This is a genomic window from Sorangium sp. So ce119 (assembly GCF_051524405.1).
In the GTDB taxonomy this organism is placed as follows: domain Bacteria; phylum Myxococcota_A; class Polyangia; order Polyangiales; family Polyangiaceae; genus Sorangium; species Sorangium cellulosum_G.
This window is the reverse complement of sequence record NZ_CP150310.1, coordinates 7,971,632-7,994,257: the sequence shown is the minus strand read 5'-3', so window position 1 is coordinate 7,994,257 and position 22,626 is coordinate 7,971,632. Positions and strand designations below refer to the sequence as shown.

Genomic DNA, 22,626 nt, shown 5'->3' with positions numbered 1-22,626 from the left:
TCGTCACCCTCGGTTCGTGAACAGGAGGCTGCCCGCGAGCAGCACCCCGGCGGCCGCGGCGCCGTAGAGGCAATAGCGCGCGAGCGCCGCGTGGCCAGCGAGGTAGAGCTGTAGCCCCGCGAAGCCAGCCGCGATCGCGAGCGCCGCGTAGATGAGCTGGCGCACCCCCGTGTAGACGAGCGACGCGGCCTGCGACAGGCCGCGGATCTTCACCTCGGCCTCGCCGCGGTTGGCGCGCGTGAGGTACTTGCGCAGGTCGTCGGGGATCGTCAGCGCCTTGATCCCCATGTCCTTCGCCGCCTCGAGCGCGATCTTGGCCCAGTCGCGGCTGCCGAGGACGAAGTCCTGGAGGTAGGGGCGCACCACATCCATCGGGTTGAGGTCCGGATCGAGCTGCGTGCACACCCCGGTGAGCAGGAGCAGGGTGCGCTCGAGCAGCACGAAGTCGCGCGGCACGTGGAACGCGCCGGAGAGCTCCTTCAGGCCGATGTTCATGCGCCGGAGGTCGATGAGGCTCTCGATGCCCTTCTGCGGGTCGAGCTTGATGTCCTTCAGGTTGAAGGACTCGAGCTTCACCTCGTCCTGGAAGCGCTGGTGGAAGAACTCGACGACCCGCTCGCTCACGTCGACGGTGTCGCGCCGCGACAGGAAGCCCATCTTGCGCAGCGCCTTGATGATCCCGTCCGTGTCGCGGCGGATCACGGCCTCGAGGAACTCGGGGATGCCCTCGCGCATCTCGTGGGAGAGCTCCGCGACGGCGCCGAAGTCGAGCAGGATGAGCTCCCCGCCCGGCCCGACCAGCATGTTCCCCGGGTGCGGATCGGCGTGGTAGACGCCGTCGACGAAGATCTGCTGGCAGAAGACCTGGACGATGTGCCGGGCGAGCGCCTTGCGGTCGACGCCGTGCGCCTCGAGCGCCGCGAGGTCGCCCACCTTGATCCCCTCGACGAACGTCGTCGTCATCACCCGGCGCGTGCAGTACGGGTCGATGGGGCGGGGGAACCGGACCTGCGGCTGGTTCGCGAAGTTGTCGGCGATGCGCGTGATGTTCCTGGCCTCGCGAACGAAGTCGAGCTCCTCCAGGATCATCGAGCGGATCTGGTGGTAGTAGGCGTCGAGCCCCTGCACCGGGACGAACTTCGCGATGATCGCCATGATGCGGCGGATGGTGAGCAGGTCGAGGCGGACGATCTCGTCGATGTCGCGGTGCTGCACCTTCACGGCGACGCGCGTGCCGTCCATGAGCCAGGCCTCGTGCACCTGGCCGAGCGACGCGCTCGCGAGCGGCTCCCTGTGGAAGCGGGCGAAGAGCTGCTCGATGGGGCGCCCGAGCTCGTCGGCGACGCGCGCCGAGATCTCCTCGTAGGGGCGCGGCGGCACCTGGTCCTGCAGCCCCTCGAGCCCCGCGCGCAGGGCGGCGGGGAGGAAGTTCGCCATGATGCTGAGCATCTGGCCGACCTTGATGAACAGGCCCTGGAGCTCGACGATGGTGCGCTCGATGCGGCGCGCGTTCCTCGCGTGGACCTCGTCGACGCGGCCCTGCGCCCAGGCCTCCCCGAGGAGGCGGCTCAGGAAGGAGAACCAGAGGTAGCTCGCGATGACGGTGAACGTCGTGAGGTAGGCGCGGACGAAGCGGCCGCTCTGCGCGGCGTTCTGCCGGAACGACCGCGGCGTCGCGACGGCGCTCCGCGGGAGCGGCGCCACCACCACCGTGGGCGGCGCGGGCGGCGCGGTGGACGGCGCGGGCGGCGCGGTGGACGGCGCGGCGGGCGGCGCGGACGGCGCTCGGGCGGCCTCGGCGGGCGCGCGCAGGAGCCCGGGGGACGAGCTCAGCTCTTCGGGGGCGGCGCCGTGGGACACCGCGGCAGCCTAGCATCGGTCGGCGCCCGCCCGTGAAAACGCGGGTGCGATGCGGTGCGCAACCGTCAGCGCGTCATCGCGCCCGCGCCATCGCCTCGGCGATCGCGTCGTAGGCGGCGGGCCGCGCGCGGCGGATCGCGTCGGAGGTGCGCGTCGGGTGGACCCGGTTCGTGAGCAGCACGCCGACGAGCCCCGCGTCCGGATCGATCCAGAGGCTCGTCCCGGTGAACCCGAGGTGGCCGAAGGTCCCCGGGCCGAACCGGGCGCCGGAGCTCGGCCTCTCGCCGCTCCTGCCGTCGAACCCGGCGCGCAGCGATCCGCCCGGCCGGGGCGCGACGAGCCGCCGGAGCTCGTCGCGCGAGAGCCACGCCGGCCGCTCGCCCGCGAGCGCCTCGAGCAGCGCGACCCCGAGCCGCGCCACGGACATCGCGTCGCCGAAGAGGCCAGCGTGCCCGGCCATCCCGTCGCGCGCGATCGTCCATGCGTTGTCGTCGTGCACCGCGCCGCGGATCACGCCCCCGCGGAACGCGACGTCCTCCGTGGGCACGACGCGCTCGTCGAACCGCGGATCGCGGCGCCTGAGCGCGCGCGCCGGCGCGATCGCCAGCCCGAGCGGCCCGGTCACCTCGCGCGCGACGACCTCGTCGAGCTCGGCCGCGCCGCGCCGCGCGAGCGCCGCGCCGAGGAGCAGGTAGCCGAGGTCGCTGTAGACCGGCGGAAACCCCTCGTCCGGCGGATCGCCCGCGCACGCCTCGCGCCGCCCGTTCGCGCACTCGAGCAGCGCGCGGTGAGGATCGATCGGCGCATCGTCGCCGGGCGGATGGAGCACGCGGTGCGCCTCGAGCCCGGCGCGGTGCGCGGCGAGGAGCTCGAGCGGCACGCGGGCCGAGCGTGTGCCTGCGAGCTCGGGCAGCACCTGACCGAGCGCCTCGTCGAGCCTCACCGCGCCGGCGCGCGCGAGCCGGGCGAGCGCGAGCGCCGTGAGCGGCTTCGTCACCGACGCGAGATCGAAGATCGCGTCCTCCGTCGCCGCGGGCGGCGCCGCGCCGCGCGCGCCCGGCGGCGGGCTGCCCTCGAACCAGAGGTGCCCGGCCGCGCCGAATCCGTACTGGACGTCGTCTCGGGTGCGCATGGCGGCGGCGACGCACGCGCAGGGGGCGGCGCGGTGTTCTTCGACCACGAGCTCTGCGACTCGCGTGAGATCGACGAGGGGCATGCCCGACGATGAGAAGGCTGCCCGTGCGCCCCTGTCAAACGGGCTCGGGCGGCGGGTCGATCGGGCCCTGAGAAAGGCGGAACGACCCCCGAAAAGAGCGAGCGGCGCAGGCGGTCCTGCTTCAGGATCCCGCCGTGACTTCTCCCACGAGCACCGAACTGCGGGCCGCCGTTGCGTCGCTCGCCGCGCTGGCGTCGCGGTACGACGGTCGCCGGCCCGATCGCTGGTCGCCGGTCCCCGAGCAGCTCGACGCGGCCATCGCGCACGACATCGAGCTCGCCGAGGCGGGGCGCGTGGCGCGCGCGCCGCTCGTGGCCGAGCTCGCGCGCCGCTTCGAGTTCCCCGCGCACTACCTCGACGCGATCCTGCTCGTGCCGCGCGAGCGCTTCGTCCTGCCGGAGGACCTCGCGGCCTCCGCGGACGACACCCCGTTGCCGCTCGATCGGGCCGGGCACGCGACCGTGAGCGCGCCGCACGCGTACCTGCTCACCTACAGCCTGCTCGCCCTCGCGCCGGGCGATCGCCTCCTCGAGCTCGGCACGGGGACCGGCTACGGGGCCGCGCTCGCGCGGCGCATCCTCGGCCCGACCGGGCACGTCACCTCGATCGAGATCGACCCCGCGTTGCACGTGCGCGCGGCCCGGCAGCTCGGCGCGCGGCCGGATCCTCGGGGCGACGACGAGGCGCTCGCGTGCAGCAGCGCCGGGCCGTCCTACGAGGGCGCGAGCGTCACGCTGCTGTGCGGCGACGGGCGCTCGCTCGCCGAGCGCGTGCTCGCTGTCGGTCGGACGTTGCCGTCGGAGCGCCCGTGGAAGGTCGCGGTGACCTACGCGCTGACCGCGCCGCCCGCCGCGCTCGAGGAGCAGCTCGCCGACGGCGGCGTCCTTGTCGCGCCGGTCGGCGCCTGGGAGGCCCACCAGGAGCTCATGCGGGTCGAGCGCCACCAGGGCGCGCTCCTCCGCGAGGTCCACGGCGCGGTGCGCTACGTCGCGGAGCGCGGGCGCGGGTAGGGGTCGCCCGCGACGCGCCCTGCGGCGGTCGAGCGGCTCCGGTGCGGCGACCACGCTCCTGTACCCGGCGCCGATCTCGGGCTAACGCAGGAGCGGCGATGCTCGCGGAGGCAAGTTTCAAGGATTTCAAGCTGCTCCGGGACGTGAGGCTGCCCCTTGGCCGGCTCAATGTGCTGGTCGGCCCCAACGCGGTGGGCAAGAGCACCGTGCTGGAAGGCATGCACGACCTGCTTCGGCTTGTCTCGGTGAAGCCCAGGAAGAAGGACAGTCACAAGACCGGCCGTCCGGGGGCGCTCTTCACGGGCAAGCGCGCGCTGGAGCTCCTGATCGCGAAGCCGGACGCCAGGGAGCTCGAGCTGGAGGCCGTCCTGACGGATGGCAGGCGCTTCGGTCTTCGAGGGACGCCGGCTTCACCCGGAGGTCCGGAGGCCGACAGCTTCCGTCTGTGGTTCGGCGACCACGTGCAGAGGGTGGAGCTCGACCTTCCCTGGAGGGACCGAGCCGACGACGAGGGCTTCGCCCAGGCGGTGGCGGCCGGGAGCTGGCCGTTCGAAGTCGTCATCGGCGCCCTTCCAGAGCCCGAGATCGAAGCCTGGCTGATTGCGGCGTGGGTGCCCGAGGAAGAGCCAGAGCGCAAGCGGCATGCGGCCCTCCGCGGCGAACTCCATTTCGACCCCTGCACGAAGCCGGAGCAGCTCACCTCGAAGCGCGAAGCGGATCGCAAGGACGCCAGGCGGATCCTCGAGGTGCTGACCACCACCGGGCGGGGCGCGCTGGAGCGCTGGGCCGACGTTCCTCTCGAGCGTCTCGAAGCCCATGGTGGAGCGTGCGGCCTCGCTCGCTTCGTGCGCGAGGTGCGGGAGCGTCTTGTCCCGATCGTGGAATCCGGCTGAGGCGCCGCTGTCCTTGGCCGCGGGCCGGTCGTTGCGCTTCCGGACCGGAGCCTCCGTCGCCTGGACTACCGGAGCCGTCGCACGGCCTCGCACCGAGGGCTGGTCATGCCGGGTCGACCCGCAGCATGTCCGGGTGGCACACCACCCTGTCCAGATGACGCACTTTCATGTCCAGATGACGCACTTTCATGTCCAGATGACGCACTTTCATGTCCAGATGACGCACCTGAGCGTCCGGATGACACACTCCCGTGTCCGGGTGGCGCATCTCCATGTCCGGGTGAGAGCTGTGACAGTCCGTGCCAAGCCCCGGCGCTTCGTCGGCTCATCGAAGCCGCTGATCCTGGCATCGCGGTGAGCGCCGGCGGGGGTCTCCGCGCGGCGGGGGCGGGTGGGCGCGGCGAGCACCGACCGAGGTGCCATCCGGTGTCAGGGGGCTCCACGTCTCAGGCGCGCCTTGTGTGGCGCGCGACGGAACGTCTCAGGAGGCGTGGCCCGAAGGGAGACATGCCGGGTGGTGTTCTCAGCGCAAGCTCTCCGGTCCCCGTCTTGGCGGATGGCCGAGCGCCCACCCGCCCCCGCCGCGCGGAGACACCCGCCGGCGCGTGCTGCTCGGCATCGCGCTCCGTCCGCCTCCGCGTCCCACCTCGCACCACCGCCCCGCCCCCTGGATCAGAGAACGCCCCACCGTCTTTGACCCCCGGCCTCGCGGAACTTTATCCTGGCGTTCCCCGAGAGGCGGGGCCGCCCCGGCGCGTCGGCTCGGCCCGTCGTGGACCAGGGAGAAGACCGGAAGCACTATGGCGGAGTTCGTTTGGGAGGCGCGCGGCCGCACCGGAGAGATCCGGAAGGGCACGATGGAGGCCGAGAACGAGGCGGCGGTGCAGAACCGGCTCCGCGCCCAGCAGCTCAACCCGACCCGGGTCAAGAAGAAGGGCGCCCAGCTCAACTTCAACCTGAGCTTCGGCTCGGGCGTCGAGGCCAAGGACCTCGTCAAGTTCATCCGCCAGTTCGCGACGATGATCGACGCGGGCCTCCCGCTGGTCCAGTGCCTCGAGATCCTCTCGAACCAGGAGCCCAACAAGGTCTTCCAGGCGGCGCTGCGCGACATCAAGAACACCGTCGAGCAGGGCGCCACGTTCAGCGACGCGCTCCGGCGCCACCCGAAGATCTTCGACGACCTGTTCGTGAACCTCGTCCAGGCCGGCGAGGTGGGCGGCATCCTCGACAGCATCCTGAACCGGCTCGCGATCTACATCGAGAAGCGCGTCAAGCTCGCGCGCCAGGTGCGGGGCGCGCTCGCGTACCCGGTCGCCGTCATCATCATCATGATCGTCGTCATGGTCGTGCTGATGTCGTTCGTCATCCCGTCGTTCGAGACGATGTTCGCCGAGTTCGGCGCGAAGGACGCGCTCCCGCAGCTCACGAAGATCGTCATCGCGACGTCGAAGGCGTTCGTCACCTACCTCCCGCTCATCGTCGTGCTGACGGTGGCCGGGGTCGTCGGCGGGGTCTACTTCTACCGCTCGCCGGCCGGCAAGCGGATGGTGCACCGCGTCCTGCTCAAGCTCCCGATCATCGGCCCGGTCATGCAGAAGATCGCCGTGGCGCGGTTCTCGCGCACGCTCGGCACGCTGCTCGGCTCCGGCGTCCCGATCCTCGACGCGCTCGACATCGTCGCGAAGACGGCCGGCAACGTCGTCGTCGAGGAGGGCCTCATGTACTCGCGCCAGAAGATCTCCGAGGGGAAGAACATGGCCGAGCCGCTCGGCGAGATGCAGGTCTTCCCCGGCATGGTCGTGCAGATGGTCGCGGTCGGCGAGCAGACCGGCGCGCTCGACACGATGCTGAACAAGATCGCCGACTTCTACGAGGAGGAGGTCGACGTCGCCGTCTCCGCGCTGACGTCGCTGCTCGAGCCGCTGCTCATGGTCATCGTCGGCGGCATGGTCGGCGTCGTGCTCATCTCGATGTACCTGCCGATCTTCGATCTCGCCGGCAAGATCAAGGCGGAGTGATGTCGCCGGCCGCCGCGCCCGGCGCGCCGGGCGGCGACGAGGCGCCGCTCGCGAGCCGGCTCACCTGGCTCATCGCGCTGCGCCTCGCGGTGCTCACGGTCTTCCTCGTGGTGACCGCGGCGGTGTACCTCGGCGGCTTCACCCCCGGCGGCTTCTCCAGCATCGTCGCGCTCGTGACGGTCGCCGCGGCGTACGGCGTGTCGGGGATCTACGCGGTGTTCCTGCGCATGAACCGCGCCCTCCGCGCGATCGCCCGCGCGCAGCTCGTCACCGATCAGATCACCTGGACCGCGCTCGTGTACATCACCGGCGGGGCCACGAGCGGCGCCACGTCGCTCTACGGCCTCACCTGCCTCACGGGGGCGATCCTCCTCGGGCTCCCGGGCGCGATCGTCGCGGCGGCGTCCGGCGCCTCCGCGTACCTCCTCCTGTGCGCCGCGCTCGGGCTGCACCTCGTCGGCGTGCCGCCGGATCAGCCCTCCGGGGCCTACGTGACGAGCTGGGGCGAGCTCCGGTACCCCATGTTCGTCAACCTGCTCGCGATCATGGTGGTCACGCTGCTCGCGAGCTACCTGGCCGAGCGGCTGCGCGCGACCGGCGGCCGGCTCGTGCAGGCCACGGCGCGGGCGGAGCAGGCCGAGCGGCTCGCGGCGCTGGGCCGCCTCGCCGCGGGGCTGGCGCACGAGATCCGCAACCCGCTCGGCTCGATCGCGGGCTCCATCGAGCTGCTGCGCACGGGCGGCACCCTCTCGGACGAGGACCGGAAGCTCTGCGAGATCATCGAGCGCGAGACGGCGCGCCTGAACGACCTCGTGGGCGACATGCTCGACCTCTCGCGCCCCCGGGCGCCGGCGCTCGAGGGCGTGGACCTCTCGGTGACGGCGCGCGACGTCGTCGTGCTCGCGGGGCGCTCGGGCCGCGGCGGCGACGTCGAGGTCCGCTTCGAGGGCCCGCCGTCCGCGCCCGTGACCGCCGACGCCGCGCAGATGCGCCAGGTCGTCTGGAACCTCGTGCGGAACGCGATCCAGGCGAGCTCGCCGGGCGCGGCCGTGACGGTGCGCCTCTGGCGCGACGCGGGCGCCTGGATCCTCGAGATCCGCGACCAGGGGCGCGGCATCCCCGCGGGCGCCCGCGACCGCCTCTTCGACGCGTTCTTCACGACCCGCACGCACGGCATGGGCATCGGCCTCGCCGTGGTGAAGCGGATCCTCGACGATCACGGCTTCGCGATCGAGGTGGACAGCCGCGAGGGCGAGGGCACCGCGTTCCGGGTGAAGATCCCGGACGGGCCGCTCGCGGAGGCCGCGGCGGAGCCCCTCGCGATCGCCGCGGGAGATTGCGGCGGAGCTCGCTTCCGCGCATGAATAGCGCGCGACGACGGTCGTCTGCCCCTCCAGAGCGGATCGGCGCCGGCGGATAGCCGTCTCTTTTCGCGATGTTCATGGAGAGCACGGACAGGACGTCATCGAGCCGCCGGGGCTCCCGTCCGACCTGGCAGTCCGTTTGCCTGGCGTCTAGAGACAGGGCGAGCAGCGCGGGCGACCGAGGCTCGCTCGCGGCTCGCAGGTAGAGAAGGAGAACCCCACGTGACACGCAGGATGAACCACCTCTTCGCGGCGACGTTCTCGCTGCTCGCGCTCACGCTCGGCCAGGTCGGCCTCGCGAACGCCGGGCCGGCGACGGACGTCGTCAAGGCCAAGCAGACGGCCCTGTTCGACCTCCTGAAGCAGGGCGGGGGCGAGAGCCAGAAGAAGGTCGGCGCGGTCTTCGACGAGATGCTCGACTACTCGGCGCTGGCGGAGAGCTCGCTCGGCAGCGAGTGGGCCGCCCGGACCGACGCCGAGAAGAAGCAGTTCAGCGATCTGCTCAAGCAGCTCGTGCGCAAGGCCTACGAGCGCAACCTGAAGAAGACGCTCGACTTCAACATCGAGTACACGGGCGAGAGCGAGAGCGGCGGCGTCATCACGGTCAAGACCCGGGCCGTCTCCAAGAAGGACGCGCGCGAGGAGCCGGTCGAGATCGCCTTCAAGCTCTCCCAGAAGGGGAACACCTGGCTCGTGCGGGACATCGTCACCGAGGGCGTCAGCCTGGTGGGGAGCTACCGCGCGCAGTTCACGAAGATCATCAAGAAGGACGGGTTCCCGGCGCTGATCCAGAAGATGAAGGACAAGCTCGCCAAGGGCGACCTCTGACCGGCCTGCCGGCGGCGCTCGTCACGTGAGCGCGCCGCGCCGGGCGGCGCCCCGCGCGGCCTGATCGCCCGCGCAGCCCGGCCGCCGTGGCCGCCCCCCGCGCCCGAGCGCCCCGCGCGCTCCCTCGGCGCGCCCTCCACGCGCCGCTGCACGCGCGTTTCCACGCTCGCTTGCCGTGAACTCGCCTGAATTGCCGCAGGGTTGATACCCTTGGCGGGTATGGCTGCTGGACAGAGGCGCGGCCGGTCGGCGCGCGCGCTGGGCCTTCCGCCGTCGCTCCGCGCGCTCGCGCCCGGCGGCGGTGCGGCCCCGCGTCCGCCCGACGACCGCCCCGTCCTCCGGCTCGCCGTCAGCAAGGGGGCGCTCGCGATCGAGCTCGGCGAGCCGTTCGCGCTCGGCCCGCTCCGCGTGACCGAGCTCGTCGTGCGGCTCGCCGGGATCCGGTTCCCCGTCGACCTCTCCGGCGGCGTCGCGCGCTTCCGCCACCGCCGCGGCCAGCTCGCCCGGATCGCCGTCGAGGTGCAGGGCAGCGAGCTCGCCGGCTGGGCGGCGCCGCGGCTCCGCGGCCTCTTCGGCGAGGGCACCCCGCAGCTCCTCATCGCGCCGATCGAGGACGGCGCGCTCGTCGCGCTGCGATCCGGCGAGACGGCGCTCGCGTTCGACGTCGCCGTCGCGCCCGGCGAGCGCGCGCTCAGGCTCCTGCCGGAGCGCGCCCGCGGCGTCGGCCTCGAGGCCCCGCCGCACGCGCTCGCGCTCCGGGCGCTCTCGCTGATCGCGGGCGCGCACGGGCGCCTCGTCGAGGGCACGGTCGTGCTGGACGCCGCGGTCGAGCGCATCGTCCGCCTGCTCCTCCCCGCGGCCGGCGCGAGGGCGCCCGCGGTGGACGGGGTGCAGTGGACGGCGGTGGCCGCCGAGGCGGGCCGCTTCCGCGCCGAGGGCGCGCTCGGCGAGATGCCTCCAGCGCTGAGCGACCGCGCGCTCCGTGCGCTCGAGGCGGCCGAGCTCGCGGGCGCCGCCGACGAGCTCGCGCTCGCGGGCGGGCTCGATCAGGCGCGCTACCAGTACCTCTCCGCGCTGGAGCGCGCCCCGCGGCACCCCGAGATCTCCTCGCGCCTCGCCTGGCTCGACCTCGTCATCGGCGACCGCGCCGAGGGCGCGCTCTCCACCGTCGTCGAGGCCATGCCCGCCGTGGACGCCGGCCTCCTCGGCGGCGCGCTCCTCGAGGCGGTCGGCGATCGCGACGGCGCCTTCTCGGCGCTCGCCCGCGCCGCGCACGCCGAGCCCTACGGCCCGCTCGCCGCGCTCGCCTGGCTGCGCGCGGCGCGGCTCGCGGACACGTTCGACGTGCGCCTCGACGCGCTGAACCTCGGCGTCGCGCGCGCGCCCGGGCTCGAGTCGCTGCGCTGGGCGCGGCTCGAGGCGCGGCTCGACGTCGCCGACGTGCGCGGCGCGCTCGCCGACGCCGAGCACCTCGAGGCCGCCGCGCGCGGCCCCGACGCGCGCCACGCCGTCTACCGCAGGGCCGCCGAGATGGTCCTCGCGCGCGGCCACGCCGCCGACGCGCGGGCGCTCTTCGAGCGGGCGCTCCGTTACGCGCCCGAGAGCCCCGACGCGGTCGCGGGGCTCGCGCGCTCGCTGCGCGCGGCCGGGGAGGGGAGGCGCGCGCTCGACCTCCTCGCCCGCGCGCGCGCGCTCGTCGCGCGCAGCGGCGCGGGCGGCGAGAGCGCGCGCGCGCTCGACCTGGAGCTCGCCCGCGGCCTGGCAGAGATCGCCGGCGATCTTCCGGCGGCTGTCGCGCGCGTGCGCGCCATCCCGCCCGGCGAGCCGGAGGCGCTGGAGGCGCGCCTGCTCGAGGGCCGCTGGTGCGCCGAGCTCGGCGATCTCGGCGGCGCGTCGGTCGCGCTCGGGCGGCTGCGCGACGCCGTCGAGCTCGCGCTCCAGGGCCGCGCCGCCGACGACGCCGGCTCCGCCCGCGGCCGCGGCGCGCTGCTCGGCGAGGGCCACGCGGCCGTGGCGGCCATGCTCGCCGAGGCCGCCGAGATCGAGGAGCGATCCCGCGGCGATCTCCTCGCCGCGCAGCGCCACCTCGGCCTCGCGCTGCGCCTGCGGCCGCGCGACCCGGGCATCCGCGCCTCCTTCCGCCGCGTCTCGGGCGAGATCGCGCCGCACCACGCCGCGCCGCCCGCCGCGGACGCGTCGATCCCGTCGCCCCCGCGTCCTCGCGCCGACACGTCCACCGAGCTGAACGCGCCCGGCCCGCCCAGCGTCACGCTGGCGGAGGGCCAGTCGCCGCTCCTGCGCGGGTTCGCCCTCGACGACGAGCTCCTCGCCGATCGGCTCGCCGATCGCCTCCGCGCCGATCCCACCGACCAGGGGGTGGCGATGGCGCTCGCCGACGTGCTCGCCCGGCTCGGCCGCGATCTCGACCTCCTCGCCCTGCTCTCGGCGCGCTATGGACGAGGGGGACGAGGCGACCCGGCAGGAGATCGCGCCGCGCCGTCGCGACGTGCTCGCGCGGCTCGCCGCGAGGGCGCGCAGCGAGGGGCGCGACGCCGAGGCGGAGCTCTACGAGATGCTGCTCCACGCCGATCTCCCCTGAGCCTCACCTCGGCGGCCCAGCTCACCGCGCGCCCGTCGCCGTCGCGCGTCCCCGCCGCGCGCTTGGCCCGCGCCCTTCGCCCGTGATAGCCGGATCTCCTGCGCAGCGCGCGCTGCGCCTGGAGGTGCAGCATGGCCGAGGAGCCGCCGAACCGCGTCCACCCTGGGGGCTCGCCGTGCGAGCCGGGCGCCTCGCCCGCGAGGGCAGATCGCCCGATCATCGTGCAGAAGTACGGCGGCTCGTCCGTCGCCGACGTCGACCGGATCGGCAAGGTCGCCGACCGCGTCGTGGCTGCGAAGCGCGCCGGCCATGACGTCGTGGTCGTGGTCAGCGCGATGGGCAAGACCACCGACGGCCTGCTCTCCCTCGCGCGGCAGGCCGCGGCCGTGGGCGGCGCGGGCGGGGATCCTCCCCGGCGCGAGCTCGACATGCTGCTCTCGACGGGCGAGCGCGTCTCGATGGCGCTCCTCTCGATCGCGATCCAGGCCCGCGGCTTCGAGGCGATCTCGTTCACGGGCTCCCAGTCCGGCATCCTCACGAACGATCGCCACTTCGACGCGCGGATCATCGAGGTCCGCCCGTTCCGGATCGAGGACGAGCTCGCCCGTGGCCGCATCGTGATCGTCGCCGGCTACCAGGGCATGAGCTACCGCCGCGAGATCACGACGCTCGGCCGCGGCGGCTCCGACACCACGGCGGTCGCGCTCGCGGCGGCGCTGCGCGCCGAGCGCTGCGAGATCTACAGCGACGTCGACGGCGTGTACTCGGCCGACCCCCGGGTCGTCCCCGACGCCCGTCACCTCCCCGAGCTCGACTGCGCGGTCCTCCAGGAGATGGCCGAGTGCGGCGCCAAGGTGGTCTGCGCCCAGGCGGTCGAGTGGGCGCGCCGCTCCGGCGTGGCCCTCTATGCCCGGTCGACGTTCGACGCCGCCCCCGGCGCGCGCGAGACCATCGTGCGCCGCTCCGCGTCCGGCGCGGCGTCTCCGACGATCGCGGCGCGCGCGATCGTCGCCGAGGCCAACGTCGTCCTCGCGCGCGCCCCCGGCGGTCTCCGGCTCGACGCGCTCCTCCGCGCCGCGGGCGAGCTCGGCGTGAGCTTCCGCGATCTCTCCTTCGGCCCCGGCGGCGGCGCCTTCGTTCTCCCGCTCCTCAACGTGCCCGACTGGCACGGCGCGAAGCGCCAGCTCACCGCGCTCCTGCCCTCCCTCGAGCTCATCGAGGGCCTCGCCTCCGTCAGCGTCGTCGGCGACGGCCTCACCGCCACCGCCGAGCCCCTCGCCCGTTTCATAGAAATCCTCGAGCGCTCCAGCATCGCGCCCCGTTTCACGGTCGCCGGCCCGCTGCGCCTCGGCGCCCTCGTCGACGCCGCCGACGCCGCCCCCGCGCAGCGCCTCCTCCACGCATCGTTCGTCGAGGCCTGATCGCCCCCCGCGACCGCGTAGCCCCGAGTCCCCCACGTCCACGGTAGGCCCCCGGAGAGGGTGTTCTCCGCGCGGGGTGGGGGATGGGCCGATGTCTGAGCCTGAGACATGAGTCATCCGGCTTGCCGGATGGCTCATGTCTCAGGCGAGTTCGGCGGGGCCCCCACCCCGCGCGGAGAACACCCTCTCCGGGGGCCGGCTCCCCGGGAGCTCCTAGTGCTTCCGCTGCCTCGTGAGCGCGACGAGCCCCGCCGAGCAAGCGACCCACACGACCTCGCGCGACCCGTCCCAGGCGATCGCCGCCCGCGGTATCCCCGCCGCGTCGTCCTCTGCAGCGCCGTGAGGCGTCGCCTCGATCTCGGCGATCAGCGTGGGCGCCCCGTTCGACGGCACATGGACGATCTGCGCCCGGCGCTCGCCCTCGCGCGCGACAAGCGCGAGCAGCGGTGAGCCCCTGTGGTCTCCCGCGAACGCGAGCGCGACGACGAGCGGCAGCCCCTCGATCACCCGGAAGGTCTCGCCCCCGTCGCGGGACACGCAGAGGAGCCCCGCCCCCGAGAGCGCGACCGACCGCCCCCCCGACGCCGCCGCGAGCCGCCCGTCGTCGGCCTCCGCCGCGCGCCGCGCCGCCCCGGACAGCGTCACCGCCGGCGAGCCCTCGTCGTCGCCGCGGAGCCGCTCGAGCTGCGGCCCCGCCGCCGTGCTCGTGAGCGCCACGATCACCCCCTCGCTCGCGCTCATCCGGAGCACCCCGTCGCGCAGCGCGGGCCCGAGCGACAGCGACAGCGCCCCGCGCGACGGCGCCGGCGCCGCCTCGCGGCGCGCCGACCCCGGCGTCACGGCCGAGCCGGTCTCCGGCGGGACCACGACCGCCCCGGCCGCGGGCGACCACAGCGTCTTGCCGGACAGCACCCAGAGCCGCCCCGGCGTCATCGCGAGCGTCACCGGCGCGCCGCCCGACCCCCACGCGCCCAGCGGGCTCGCCGTCTTCCCGCGATCGTCGCTCAGGAGCAGGTTGCCTCGGCGCGTGGCGATGAGCAGCGCGGCGTCCGACAGCGCGATCGACGACGCCGACGCGTCGACCCCGGCGCGTCGCGCGGCCAGCGCCCCCGCGTCGACGACGAGCACGGTCCCACGATCGCCGCCCGTCCGGTCCGCGCGCCGCGCGCGACCTCCCGATCGCGCGGCCGGCTCGCTCGCCCCGGGCTCGGGGCCGGCGCCCCCGGCGACGACGTGGCCGCCGGCCACCGCGAGCGTGCTGCACGGCACCGCCGCGCCGGCGCCCTCGACGACGACCCACGGCAGCGCGTCCCAGACCGGCGCCTGATCGTCCGCGAGATCGGGCAGCTCCGCGAGCAGGTCCTCGCCCTCGTACGCGCCGTCCTGATCGGCGTCGAGCGCGGGCAGCTCGCCCTCGTCCACGTCGTCCGACGGATCCTCCCCGGTCCCCTCCGCGCCGCCGTCGTCGCCGTGCGCCCCGCCGTGCTCGTCGAGATCGTCGTTGTCGTCGCCCTCGTGCCCGGTCGCCTCGTCGGACAGCCACGAGCCCGCGTCGGCGTCCGCGATCCCCTCGTGGAGCGCCCCGACGTCGACGCCCTCCTCCGCGGCCTCGTCTTCCCCGGCCCCGGCCTCGTCCTCCGCGAGCTCGACGCCGACCTCGAGGTCGCTCGCGTTCACGTCGTCGAGCCCGCCCTCCGGGTCGTCGAGCGTCTGCAAGAGCTCCTCGAACCCCTCGTCGCGCTCCTCCTCCTCGTCGTGTCCGAGCGGCGGCAGGTCGATCAGCTTGTCATCGTTCTCGTCGCGCTCGCGCTCGAGCTCCTCATCGTCGGCGTCGGTCTTCGGCTGCGGCGCCGGGCACGTCTCGCGGCGCTCCGCCATGCGCTCGCTGCAGGATCGGGGGGCTGACATCGGCGGGAGTGTAGCGCCCCTCGCGCCGCTTTCGCCCCGCGCGACGCACCCGCAGGCGTCCACGCGCGCGATCCACCCTCTCCAGAGCCCGCCCGCCGCCGGTCGCGGCGGCCTCTCCCTCCCGGCCCCGACCAGGAGCCCGCCGCGCTCCGCCGACGCCTCCGCCGGGTACCCGGAGCACGTCAGGTTTGTACAATGTTTGTTCTATACGGGCCCGCAGGGGCCACTTGGTGATCCAGTTCACGAAATATCCGCCACGTATACCTGAGTTTCCGGACGATTTCATGTCGTTCCGGAGGACGCTGTATGTATAATCTTTGTTGAACTTGTTTGACGGAGAATGACCATGGCCATAGAGTCGACTTCGTTATGTTCGACATCGTCGTCTCCTCCGCGCCGGCAACGCCCTTTGCCCATCGCGTCGCGGCTGCGCTTCGCGAGGCCCGCATGCGCGTAGTCACCTGCGAGATCTCGCCGAGCCGCCCGCCGCCGGACGCGCTGCGGGTCGACGCGGCCGTGGCCTGCGCGCAGAGCCCCGCGGCGCTCCTGGACATGGCCCGCTCGCTCCGCGCGACGCTCGACGGCCCGCCGCCGGTGATCGGCGTCAGCTCGTCGCGCGCGATCTTCTCGATGGCGGAGCTCTCGGGGGCGCTCGCGGACGACGTCCCGAGCGCGGTGCTCGCGGCCCAGGTCCAGCGGCTCGCGGCGCAGTCCGAGCGGCAGCGCAGCCGCGTCATCCTGCGCGGCGAGCTCGACGACGTGGGGCTCGACGGGCTCCTCGCCTCGCTCGCGTCGCGCAGCCGGAGCTGCTTCATCCGCGTGCGCGCCGGCGCGCTCCGCGCCGAGGTGACGGTGGACGCCGGGCGGCCCATCCACGCCCGCGCCGACGGCGTGCGGCCCTCGGACCGATGGACCGACGCGCTCGTCGCGCTCGGCGACTGGCATGGCGCCACCTTCGAGGTCGTCGCGAGCGAGGCGAGCGGACCGCAGCGCGCCGAGCGCGAGAGCCACGGCCCCCCGGCGTTCCCCTCCGACGACGCGGCCGACGTGGCCCTCGCCGCCGCGGTGGTGAACGCCTGCACCGCCTACGCGCGCGCCTGGCTCGGCCCCCCGATGACGTCGCGCCTGCTCGCGGCGTCCTGGACCACGGCGCGCGAGCACCACAGCGCGCTCGACGCGTTCGCCATCAGCGGCGACGCGCTCGTCTCCGTGGCCCAGATCGATCGCGCCCGCTCGGCGATCCCGCAGGCGGTCGCCGCCTGGATCGTCGCCTTCTTCGACGCCGCCGCGGAGAAGGTCCCCTCGCGCTTCCAGCGCCGCCGCATCCGGGAGGTCCTTGGCGGGCTCACGCGCCTCGTCGAGCAGGTCGGCTGGGCGAGCGTCTTGTTCGAAGGAGTCGAGCGATGACCCAGATGTCGACGATGGATGAGGCGCCGGAGAGCCTCGCGGAGCCCCTCCCCGCCAGCGTGGAGCGCCTCGCCGAGATGACCTCGCAGGAGGTCGACGACCTCCCGTACGGCTTCATCATGCTGGACGAGGAGGGCGTCGTGCTGCTCTACAACCGCTACGAGCAGCGCATGAGCCGCCTCCCGTCCGACCGGGTCGTCGGCAGGAACTTCTTCCAGGAGATCGCCCCCTGCACGCGGGTCGAGGCGTTCCTCGGCCGGTTCCGCGCGCTCGCGCAGCAGCCGCCCGGCGCGACCGACCGGTTCGCGTTCCGCTTCCACTTCCTGCACGGCGCGCAGGACGTCTACGTCCAGTTCGCGCGCGCGCCGGTCAACCGCGTGTTCATGACCGTGCACCGCGTCCCGCTCGAGCACGACGAGCACGAGCGCCCGGCGACGATCCGCCACGAGCGCGAGCGCGGCCGGCTGAACGGCCCGCTCGGCGCGATGTTCCCGCTCGCGTGGGATCAGGTCGCCGCGCTGCTCGCGCGGGTCGGCCAGGGCGCCGCGCGGGAGCTCGGCCGCGGCGTCGGCCGCAAGATCGCGGGCGTCGCGGAGCACACGGTGGTCGAGGCGGGCTCGTCCGCGCTCGACAAGGCGCCGGTGCTGCTCGCCGTGGGCGCGCTCGACCAGGCGCTCGCCGAGCTCGGGATGGGGCGCCTCGCCGCGGATTTTTCCGTGAACCCCCCGCGCGTCGCGTGCTTCGTGCGGCCGCCGGTCGAGTCCGGATCGATCGAGCTGTCCGCCTTCTACGAGGGCGTCCTCGAGACGACGATCAGCGCGGCGCTCAACGCGGCGCACGTCGCCCGGTGCATCGAGGGGAGCGACCTCGCGGCGACGCCGTGGCGCTTCGTTGTCGTGCCCGTCGAGCGCGCCCACGAGCTCCGCGCCCTCGATGGTGAGCGGCCCGACGATCTCGCGAAGCGTTTTGGTCTCCTCGAGAGCAGCTCGGGGGCCGCGGATCGAGGGACGATCGTGGCCTCTTGACGCGGGGCGGGCGCCGGTCATCCCCGCCCCGCTTCGACCGGCGTGCCCGCTGGATCCCTCCCGCGAGCGGTGCTTAGCTCCGCCGTCCAATGCGCCGGCGCGACAGCAATTCCAGGCCAGTCGCCTCTGCGTCTCCGGCCGGCGAGCGGTCCTCGGCGGCCACCGCGGAGACGCTCGGGTCTGCTCGCGGCCCTCTCTCGGTCGCGGAGGCGAGCGCCGGGATGCTGGTGCAGGACGTGCTGGTGCATCCCGCGGACGTCGTGTTCGTGAAGGGCATCGTCGAGGCGAGCGATGGGATCGCGCTCCTGCTCGCGGATCGCGGCGGGGAGCTCACGCTCGCGGCGCCGCTCGGCCGGGGCGACGAGTTCGCCGAGCTCCTGCTCGATCTGGAGCGGGACGTCGGGGTGCGGCGCCGCGGCGCGCCACGCTGAGGCAGGCATGACGGAGCGCCGCGAGCCGAGCTCGGTCGATCTCACGCAGGAGTCTGCGCTGGATCCTGCTGTCCACGAGGGCGCGGCGCAGGGCCTGCCCGCGGCCTCGGGCGCGCTGCTCGATCCGCGCATCCTCGCCGCGTGGCGGGAGTGGCTCGCCGCGCTCGCGACCGACGCCGAGGCCGCCATCGCGGCGGCGCACGTGTACGGCGAGCTCGGCCCCGAGGCGCGCGACGCGTGGCTCGACGTCCTCGCGGAGGACGCGCCCAAGCTGCCGGTCCCGCCGGTCGCGATCTACGCGCCGCTCCTGTCGGTCGAGAGCGACGAGGAGCGCCGCCAGCGGATCGAGATCGCGATCGGGGAGGGGGAGCGCGCGTCGGGTCCCGTCGGCGGCTTCGCGCTGCGGGGCATCGCCGCGGGAGGCGACCGGGTGGTGGCGCTGGTGACGCCGCTCTACCTCCGCTTCGTGCGGGTGCTCTGGTGCCGCTACCTCCCCGAGGACGGCATCGCGTGGGCGCGGCACGATCCGATCGTCCGCGCGGAGGAGGCGCCCGGCCCCGGGATGCTGCTCGACGGCGCGCAGCTCGAGGCGACGCCGATCAAGCTGGTGATCGAGGAGCTGTGCCACGCGATCCTCGCGCAGCAGCGCAAGGGCGCCGAGCTCCCGGCCTCGCTCCAGCTCTGCGCCGATCTGTTCGACGCCCACCTGGAGGGAGATCCGCTGCCGTGAGGCCGCTCGCGCCGGTCGGCTTGCCGCTGCTCCTGCTCGCGATCGGCTGCGCGGGCCGCGGCGACGCGGTCCGGGAGCCCGCGGCGGGCCCGCCGGCGACCGCGGAGGTCCCGGCGCGCGGCCCGGTGCGCACCTTCTCCTACGAGACGCTCGACGGGCGCGCGCTCTCCACCGCCTCGCTGGCGGGCAGGTTCAGCGTGATCGGCTTCGTCGCGACGTACGACGTGGCGTCCCAGGCCGAGGCGCGGTTCCTCGCGGGGTTGTTCCGCGATCACACGCCGCGGATCAACGCGGCGCTCCTCGTCCTCGAGGCGAGCGAGAACCGGCCGCTGGTCGAGGCCTTCGTCGCCGCGCTGAAGCTCCCGTACCCGGTCGCGCTCGCGGACGCCCCGACGATCGCCGGCGAGGGGCCGTTCGCCGGGCTGCACCACGTGCCGAGCGTGGTCATCCTCGATCCCGAGGGGAGGGAGGCGTTCCGGCACGTGGGCCTCATCACCCAGGAGGCGCTCGAGGAGGTCCTCCGCCGCCTCGAGCGCGAGGGCGCGCGGCCCGCGAGGTAGGCCGCGCGCGCGGCGCCCGCTGGAGATCGAGGCGCCGGTTCTTCGACCGGAGCGCGCCGGGCTGGGCGATGATGGCGCCATGCTCGACCACATCGGCTTTCCGGTTTCGGACTATGCGCGCAGCAAGGCCTTCTACCTGGCGGCCCTGGCCCCTCTTGGTTACGGGCTCGTGATGGAGATCACGCCCGAGATGACCGGGGGCGCGGGAAGCCATGCCGGCCTGGGGGCTGATGGCAAGCCGGATTTCTGGATCGGCACGGGCGCCGCCCTGCAGGGCAAGCTGCACGTCGCCTTCGTCGCGAAGACGCGCGCCGACGTCGACGCGTTTTACCGGGCGGCGCTCGAGGCGGGAGGCGTCGACAACGGACCGCCGGGGCCCCGGCCGCAGTACCACCCGAACTACTACGGGGCCTTCGTGCTCGATCCTGATGGGCACAACATCGAGGCGGTGTGCCATGGCCCGTGAGGGCTGAGGGGTTCGGGGAAGCACGCTCCGCGGAGCTGTGGTCTCGCCGATCGGCGAGATAGAGAGAGACCGCCAGGAGACCTTCCGTCTCCCGTCTCCCGTCTCCCGTCTCCCGTCTTCCGTCTCCCGTCTCCCGTCTCCCGTTCTTCCCTCTCCGTGCGCGTCTGTCGTGCGCGTGCGCGTGCGCGTGCCCGATCCATCCCATCTCCCGTCACCGTGAGACGTGTAGCGGCACAGCGGAGGACGGGGAACGCGCACGCGCACGCGCACGAGCACGAGCGACGGAAGAGGGACGACGGATGACGGATGACGGATGACGGAGGACGTAAGACGGAGGACTCGAGACGGAGAGCCTCGCGATCAGAGCCTGCTCAGGAGATCCGTCTTCTTCGCAGCGAACTCCTGCTCGGTGATGATCCCCTTTTGCCGCAGGTCAGCGAGCCGCTCGATCGCCCCGAAGATATCCGCCTCCTGAGCCGAAGAGGATCGCGGCATGGCAGCCTCGGCCTGCTGCGCCGGAGCGGCCGTGTACCCGGCCCCTGGCGCCTGCTGCACGGCCAGGTCGCCGGACACGATGGGCAAGCTCAGCACGCTCACCACACCATACTGGCTGGTGAACGTGACCGACGCCCCCGACCCTTGCTGCTGCGACACGCCGCCGATCTGGTGATCGAGCGTATCGTAGACGCTGACCCGCCCGTTGACGTCGACCGCCAGACGCCGCGCGCCGGGGAAGTAGGCATACCGGATGTCGTTCTGCGACCCGGTGGAGCTCGGCACCCCGAGATCCCCGGGCCACCAGCTCCCCGAGCCGCCCCCCGACGCCGGGACGAACAGGCTGACCGGCGAGCTACCGAATCCGCCGCTGCCACCTTGCTGCTGCTGCTGTCCACCCTGCGACTGGGACTGGTAGCTCGCAGGCGCAGGCGCGAAGGGCTGGCTGGCCAGGAGACTCGACAGCTCGGAGCACAGGCCCTCCACCTTGGACTTGAGTCCGCTGTTGAACATGTCGCCGACCATGGTCATGCCGCCCTGCATCCACTGCCCCGAGCCGCCGAGCTCGGGGTGGTAGAACTGCGCCATCGTTCCATGACCGTTCACGAGCGCTTGCAGCAGCGTCATCACCGCGTCGGTGCTGACGAAATAGCGCTGTGACAGGTCGGAAACTCTCCGCTGACCTTCGGTGGTGAGTTGCTGCATGATGAGGCGCTCCCGTTGAGGAAGCGCCGAGCGTGGCACGGCGGCCTGTCGCTCGCAATGCGAGCCGAGGGCAACGAGGGAGATCAGCCAGCGAGCTTGCGCGCGCTCGCGAGCTGGACACAGACCGCGACGACCTCCATCGCGACGCGGATCTGATCGAGCGGCGGCATCGACGGCGCGATCCGGATGTTGCGATCGCGAGGATCGCGGCCGTACGGGTACGTCGCGCCGGCGCCGGTGAGCTTCACGCCCGCCTTGTCGGCCAGACGCACGACCTCCTTGGCGGAGCCGTCCGGGGTGTCGAGGCTGACGAAGTAGCCGCCGCGCGGCGTGGTCCACGTGGCGATGCCCTTGCCGCCGAGCTCGCGCTCGAAGATGCTCGTCACCGCCTCGAACTTGGGCCGCAGCAGCTCGGCGTGCCGCTGCATGTGGCCCAGCAAGCCCTTGTAATCCTTGAAGAATCGGACGTGCCGGAGCTGGTTCACCTTGTCCGGGCCGATGGTCTGGATGCCGAGGTGCTTCTTCGCGTCGGCCACGTTCGCGGGGCTCGACGCCATGGCCGCGACGCCGCTGCCGGCGAACGAGATCTTCGACGTCGACGCGAAGACGATCGGCCGGTTGGGGTTGCCTGCGGACTGACACGCCGACACGATGTCCGCGAGCCGGTCGCCCTCGGCGTAGAGGTCGTGGACCGCATAGGCGTTGTCCCAGAAGAGACGGAAATCCGCGGCCGCGGCCTTCATGCTCGCGAGCCGGCGGACGACCTCGGGGGCGTACGTGGTGCCGGTCGGGTTGCTGTACTTCGGGACACACCACATGCCCTTGATCGACGCGTCCTCGGCGACCAGCCGCTCGACCTGAGCCATGTCGGGCCCGGCGTCGTTCAGGTCGACCGTGATCATCTCGATGCCGTGGTGCTGGCAGATCGCGAAGTGGCGATCGTAACCGGGGCTCGGGCAGAGGAACTTGACCTTCGGCTGCTTCGCCCAGGCGCCGTTGCCGTCGGGCACGCCGTGGACGAGCGCGCGGACCACCGCGTCGTGCATCATCGTGAGGCTGCTGGTTCCGCCGACGATGACCTGCGCCGCGGGCACCTCGAGCATCTCGGCGAAGATGGCCTTCATCTCCGGCAGGCCGTCGAGGCCGCCGTAGTTGCGCGTATCCGAGCCGTCCGAGGCGATGAGGTCGTTCGCGCCGGGCAGGGCGAGCATGCCGTTCGCGAGATCGAGCTGCTCGGACGACGGCTTGCCGCGCGTCATGTCGAGCTTGAGCCCGCGGGCGACGAAGGCATCGTAACGGGCCTCAAGCTCCTTGGTGAGCGAGGCGAGAGCATCCGGGGACAACGAGCGCAGTTCGGTCATGGCGGGCGATGTCTAGCAGAACTTGGCGCGCGCGTCGCGACCCGCGTGGATCCCCGCTGTACGCCGCGGAAACGCTGCAGCCGGGCCGCCCGCCGGCGGCGCCCGGTCACCAGGCCTCAGCTCGCGCGTGCAGCCGTGGCGACCGGCTCCGGTGCGCGCTCTGCATGACAGAGGTGGGAGCGGTGGGAGCGCGTTGATTGGCCATGATCTCACGTTCAGAGTGAGGAGGATGCATGGCTGTCCAGACCTTACGCGAGGACGGTGCCCCCGGAGATGGCGCGCGACGGCCCTCGACTGGTTCCAGCGAGGGCCGGGCCGAGCTTGAGCTG

At 73.3% G+C, this 22,626-nt stretch carries 19 protein-coding genes; 13 read left to right on the top strand and 6 right to left on the bottom strand.

Annotated features, from left to right (window positions below; all coding sequences use genetic code 11):
- Positions 1 to 3: 3 nt before the first annotated feature.
- Complete coding sequence (locus WME76_RS30110) at positions 4 to 1,860, bottom strand: ABC1 kinase family protein (protein WP_437955703.1); 1,857 nt, start codon at positions 1,858 to 1,860, stop codon at positions 4 to 6.
- A 73-nt stretch (positions 1,861 to 1,933) separates the two neighbouring features.
- Positions 1,934 to 2,992, bottom strand: a complete 1,059-nt coding sequence (locus tag WME76_RS30105; RefSeq protein ID WP_437955702.1) for a serine hydrolase domain-containing protein — start codon at positions 2,990 to 2,992, stop codon at positions 1,934 to 1,936.
- 218 nt (positions 2,993 to 3,210) lie between these two features.
- Here WME76_RS30105 and WME76_RS30100 point away from each other — a divergent pair, with 218 nt between their 5' ends.
- Complete coding sequence (locus WME76_RS30100; protein ID WP_437955701.1) at positions 3,211 to 4,086, top strand: protein-L-isoaspartate O-methyltransferase family protein; 876 nt, start codon at positions 3,211 to 3,213, stop codon at positions 4,084 to 4,086.
- 98 nt (positions 4,087 to 4,184) lie between these two features.
- Positions 4,185 to 4,979, top strand: coding sequence for an AAA family ATPase (locus tag WME76_RS30095; protein WP_437955700.1), 795 nt, complete (start codon positions 4,185 to 4,187; stop codon positions 4,977 to 4,979).
- 103 nt (positions 4,980 to 5,082) lie between these two features.
- Here the strand turns inward: WME76_RS30095 and WME76_RS30090 are convergent, their stop codons facing one another.
- Positions 5,083 to 5,253 (bottom strand): hypothetical protein, encoded by a 171-nt coding sequence (locus tag WME76_RS30090; RefSeq protein WP_437955699.1) that lies wholly within the window; start codon positions 5,251 to 5,253, stop codon positions 5,083 to 5,085.
- A 526-nt stretch (positions 5,254 to 5,779) separates the two neighbouring features.
- On the opposite strand from WME76_RS30090, the gene WME76_RS30085 reads away from it, so the two are divergent.
- The 5 genes from WME76_RS30085 (at position 5,780) to WME76_RS30065 (ending at position 13,209) form a co-directional block, all read left to right on the top strand.
- Positions 5,780 to 6,997: a type II secretion system F family protein gene (locus WME76_RS30085; RefSeq protein WP_437955698.1), complete on the top strand. Its 1,218-nt coding sequence runs from the start codon at positions 5,780 to 5,782 to the stop codon at positions 6,995 to 6,997.
- A complete protein-coding gene (locus tag WME76_RS30080) occupies positions 6,997 to 8,361 on the top strand; it encodes a sensor histidine kinase (RefSeq protein ID WP_437955697.1) in 1,365 nt (454 codons plus the stop codon). The genes WME76_RS30085 and WME76_RS30080 overlap by 1 nt, the downstream gene beginning before the upstream one ends.
- A 222-nt stretch (positions 8,362 to 8,583) precedes the next feature.
- Positions 8,584 to 9,189: an MlaC/ttg2D family ABC transporter substrate-binding protein gene (locus WME76_RS30075; protein WP_437955696.1), complete on the top strand. Its 606-nt coding sequence runs from the start codon at positions 8,584 to 8,586 to the stop codon at positions 9,187 to 9,189.
- 219 nt (positions 9,190 to 9,408) lie between these two features.
- Positions 9,409 to 11,874, top strand: a complete 2,466-nt coding sequence (locus WME76_RS30070; RefSeq protein ID WP_437955695.1) for a tetratricopeptide repeat protein — start codon at positions 9,409 to 9,411, stop codon at positions 11,872 to 11,874.
- A 45-nt stretch (positions 11,875 to 11,919) separates the two neighbouring features.
- Positions 11,920 to 13,209 (top strand): aspartate kinase, encoded by a 1,290-nt coding sequence (locus WME76_RS30065; RefSeq protein WP_437955694.1) that lies wholly within the window; start codon positions 11,920 to 11,922, stop codon positions 13,207 to 13,209.
- A gap of 213 nt (positions 13,210 to 13,422) precedes the next feature.
- On the opposite strand, the gene WME76_RS30060 is transcribed toward WME76_RS30065, so the two are convergent.
- Entirely contained in the window at positions 13,423 to 15,117 is a 1,695-nt protein-coding gene (locus WME76_RS30060) for a hypothetical protein (protein ID WP_437955693.1), read from the bottom strand.
- 447 nt (positions 15,118 to 15,564) lie between these two features.
- Here WME76_RS30060 and WME76_RS30055 point away from each other — a divergent pair, with 447 nt between their 5' ends.
- From WME76_RS30055 to WME76_RS30030, 6 genes are all read left to right on the top strand, one after another.
- On the top strand, positions 15,565 to 16,524 hold the full coding sequence (locus WME76_RS30055) for a DUF4388 domain-containing protein (RefSeq protein ID WP_437955692.1): 960 nt from the start codon (positions 15,565 to 15,567) through the stop codon (positions 16,522 to 16,524).
- The gene (locus tag WME76_RS30050; RefSeq protein ID WP_437955691.1) at positions 16,521 to 17,549 is read left to right on the top strand and encodes a PAS domain-containing protein; all 1,029 of its coding nucleotides are present in this window, start codon (positions 16,521 to 16,523) and stop codon (positions 17,547 to 17,549) included. The genes WME76_RS30055 and WME76_RS30050 overlap by 4 nt, the downstream gene beginning before the upstream one ends.
- Positions 17,550 to 17,770: 221 nt before the next feature.
- Entirely contained in the window at positions 17,771 to 17,980 is a 210-nt protein-coding gene (locus WME76_RS30045) for a DUF4911 domain-containing protein (protein ID WP_433928418.1), read from the top strand.
- 7 nt (positions 17,981 to 17,987) lie between these two features.
- The gene (locus tag WME76_RS30040) at positions 17,988 to 18,710 is read left to right on the top strand and encodes a hypothetical protein (RefSeq protein ID WP_437955690.1); all 723 of its coding nucleotides are present in this window, start codon (positions 17,988 to 17,990) and stop codon (positions 18,708 to 18,710) included.
- Positions 18,707 to 19,270: a TlpA family protein disulfide reductase gene (locus WME76_RS30035; protein ID WP_437955689.1), complete on the top strand. Its 564-nt coding sequence runs from the start codon at positions 18,707 to 18,709 to the stop codon at positions 19,268 to 19,270. Before WME76_RS30040 ends, WME76_RS30035 begins: the two co-directional genes overlap by 4 nt.
- A 79-nt stretch (positions 19,271 to 19,349) precedes the next feature.
- Complete coding sequence (locus WME76_RS30030) at positions 19,350 to 19,736, top strand: VOC family protein (RefSeq protein WP_437955688.1); 387 nt, start codon at positions 19,350 to 19,352, stop codon at positions 19,734 to 19,736.
- Positions 19,737 to 20,096: 360 nt separating this feature from the next.
- Here WME76_RS30030 and WME76_RS30025 read toward each other — a convergent pair whose 3' ends face one another.
- Both WME76_RS30025 and WME76_RS30020 read right to left on the bottom strand, forming a co-directional pair.
- Positions 20,097 to 20,936 carry an SHOCT domain-containing protein gene (locus WME76_RS30025; protein ID WP_437955687.1) on the bottom strand — a complete coding sequence of 280 codons (840 nt, stop codon included), beginning with the start codon at positions 20,934 to 20,936 and terminating at the stop codon, positions 20,097 to 20,099.
- A gap of 83 nt (positions 20,937 to 21,019) precedes the next feature.
- Positions 21,020 to 22,297, bottom strand: coding sequence for an aminotransferase class I/II-fold pyridoxal phosphate-dependent enzyme (locus tag WME76_RS30020; RefSeq protein ID WP_437955686.1), 1,278 nt, complete (start codon positions 22,295 to 22,297; stop codon positions 21,020 to 21,022).
- Between the last annotated feature and the right edge of the window lie 329 nt (positions 22,298 to 22,626).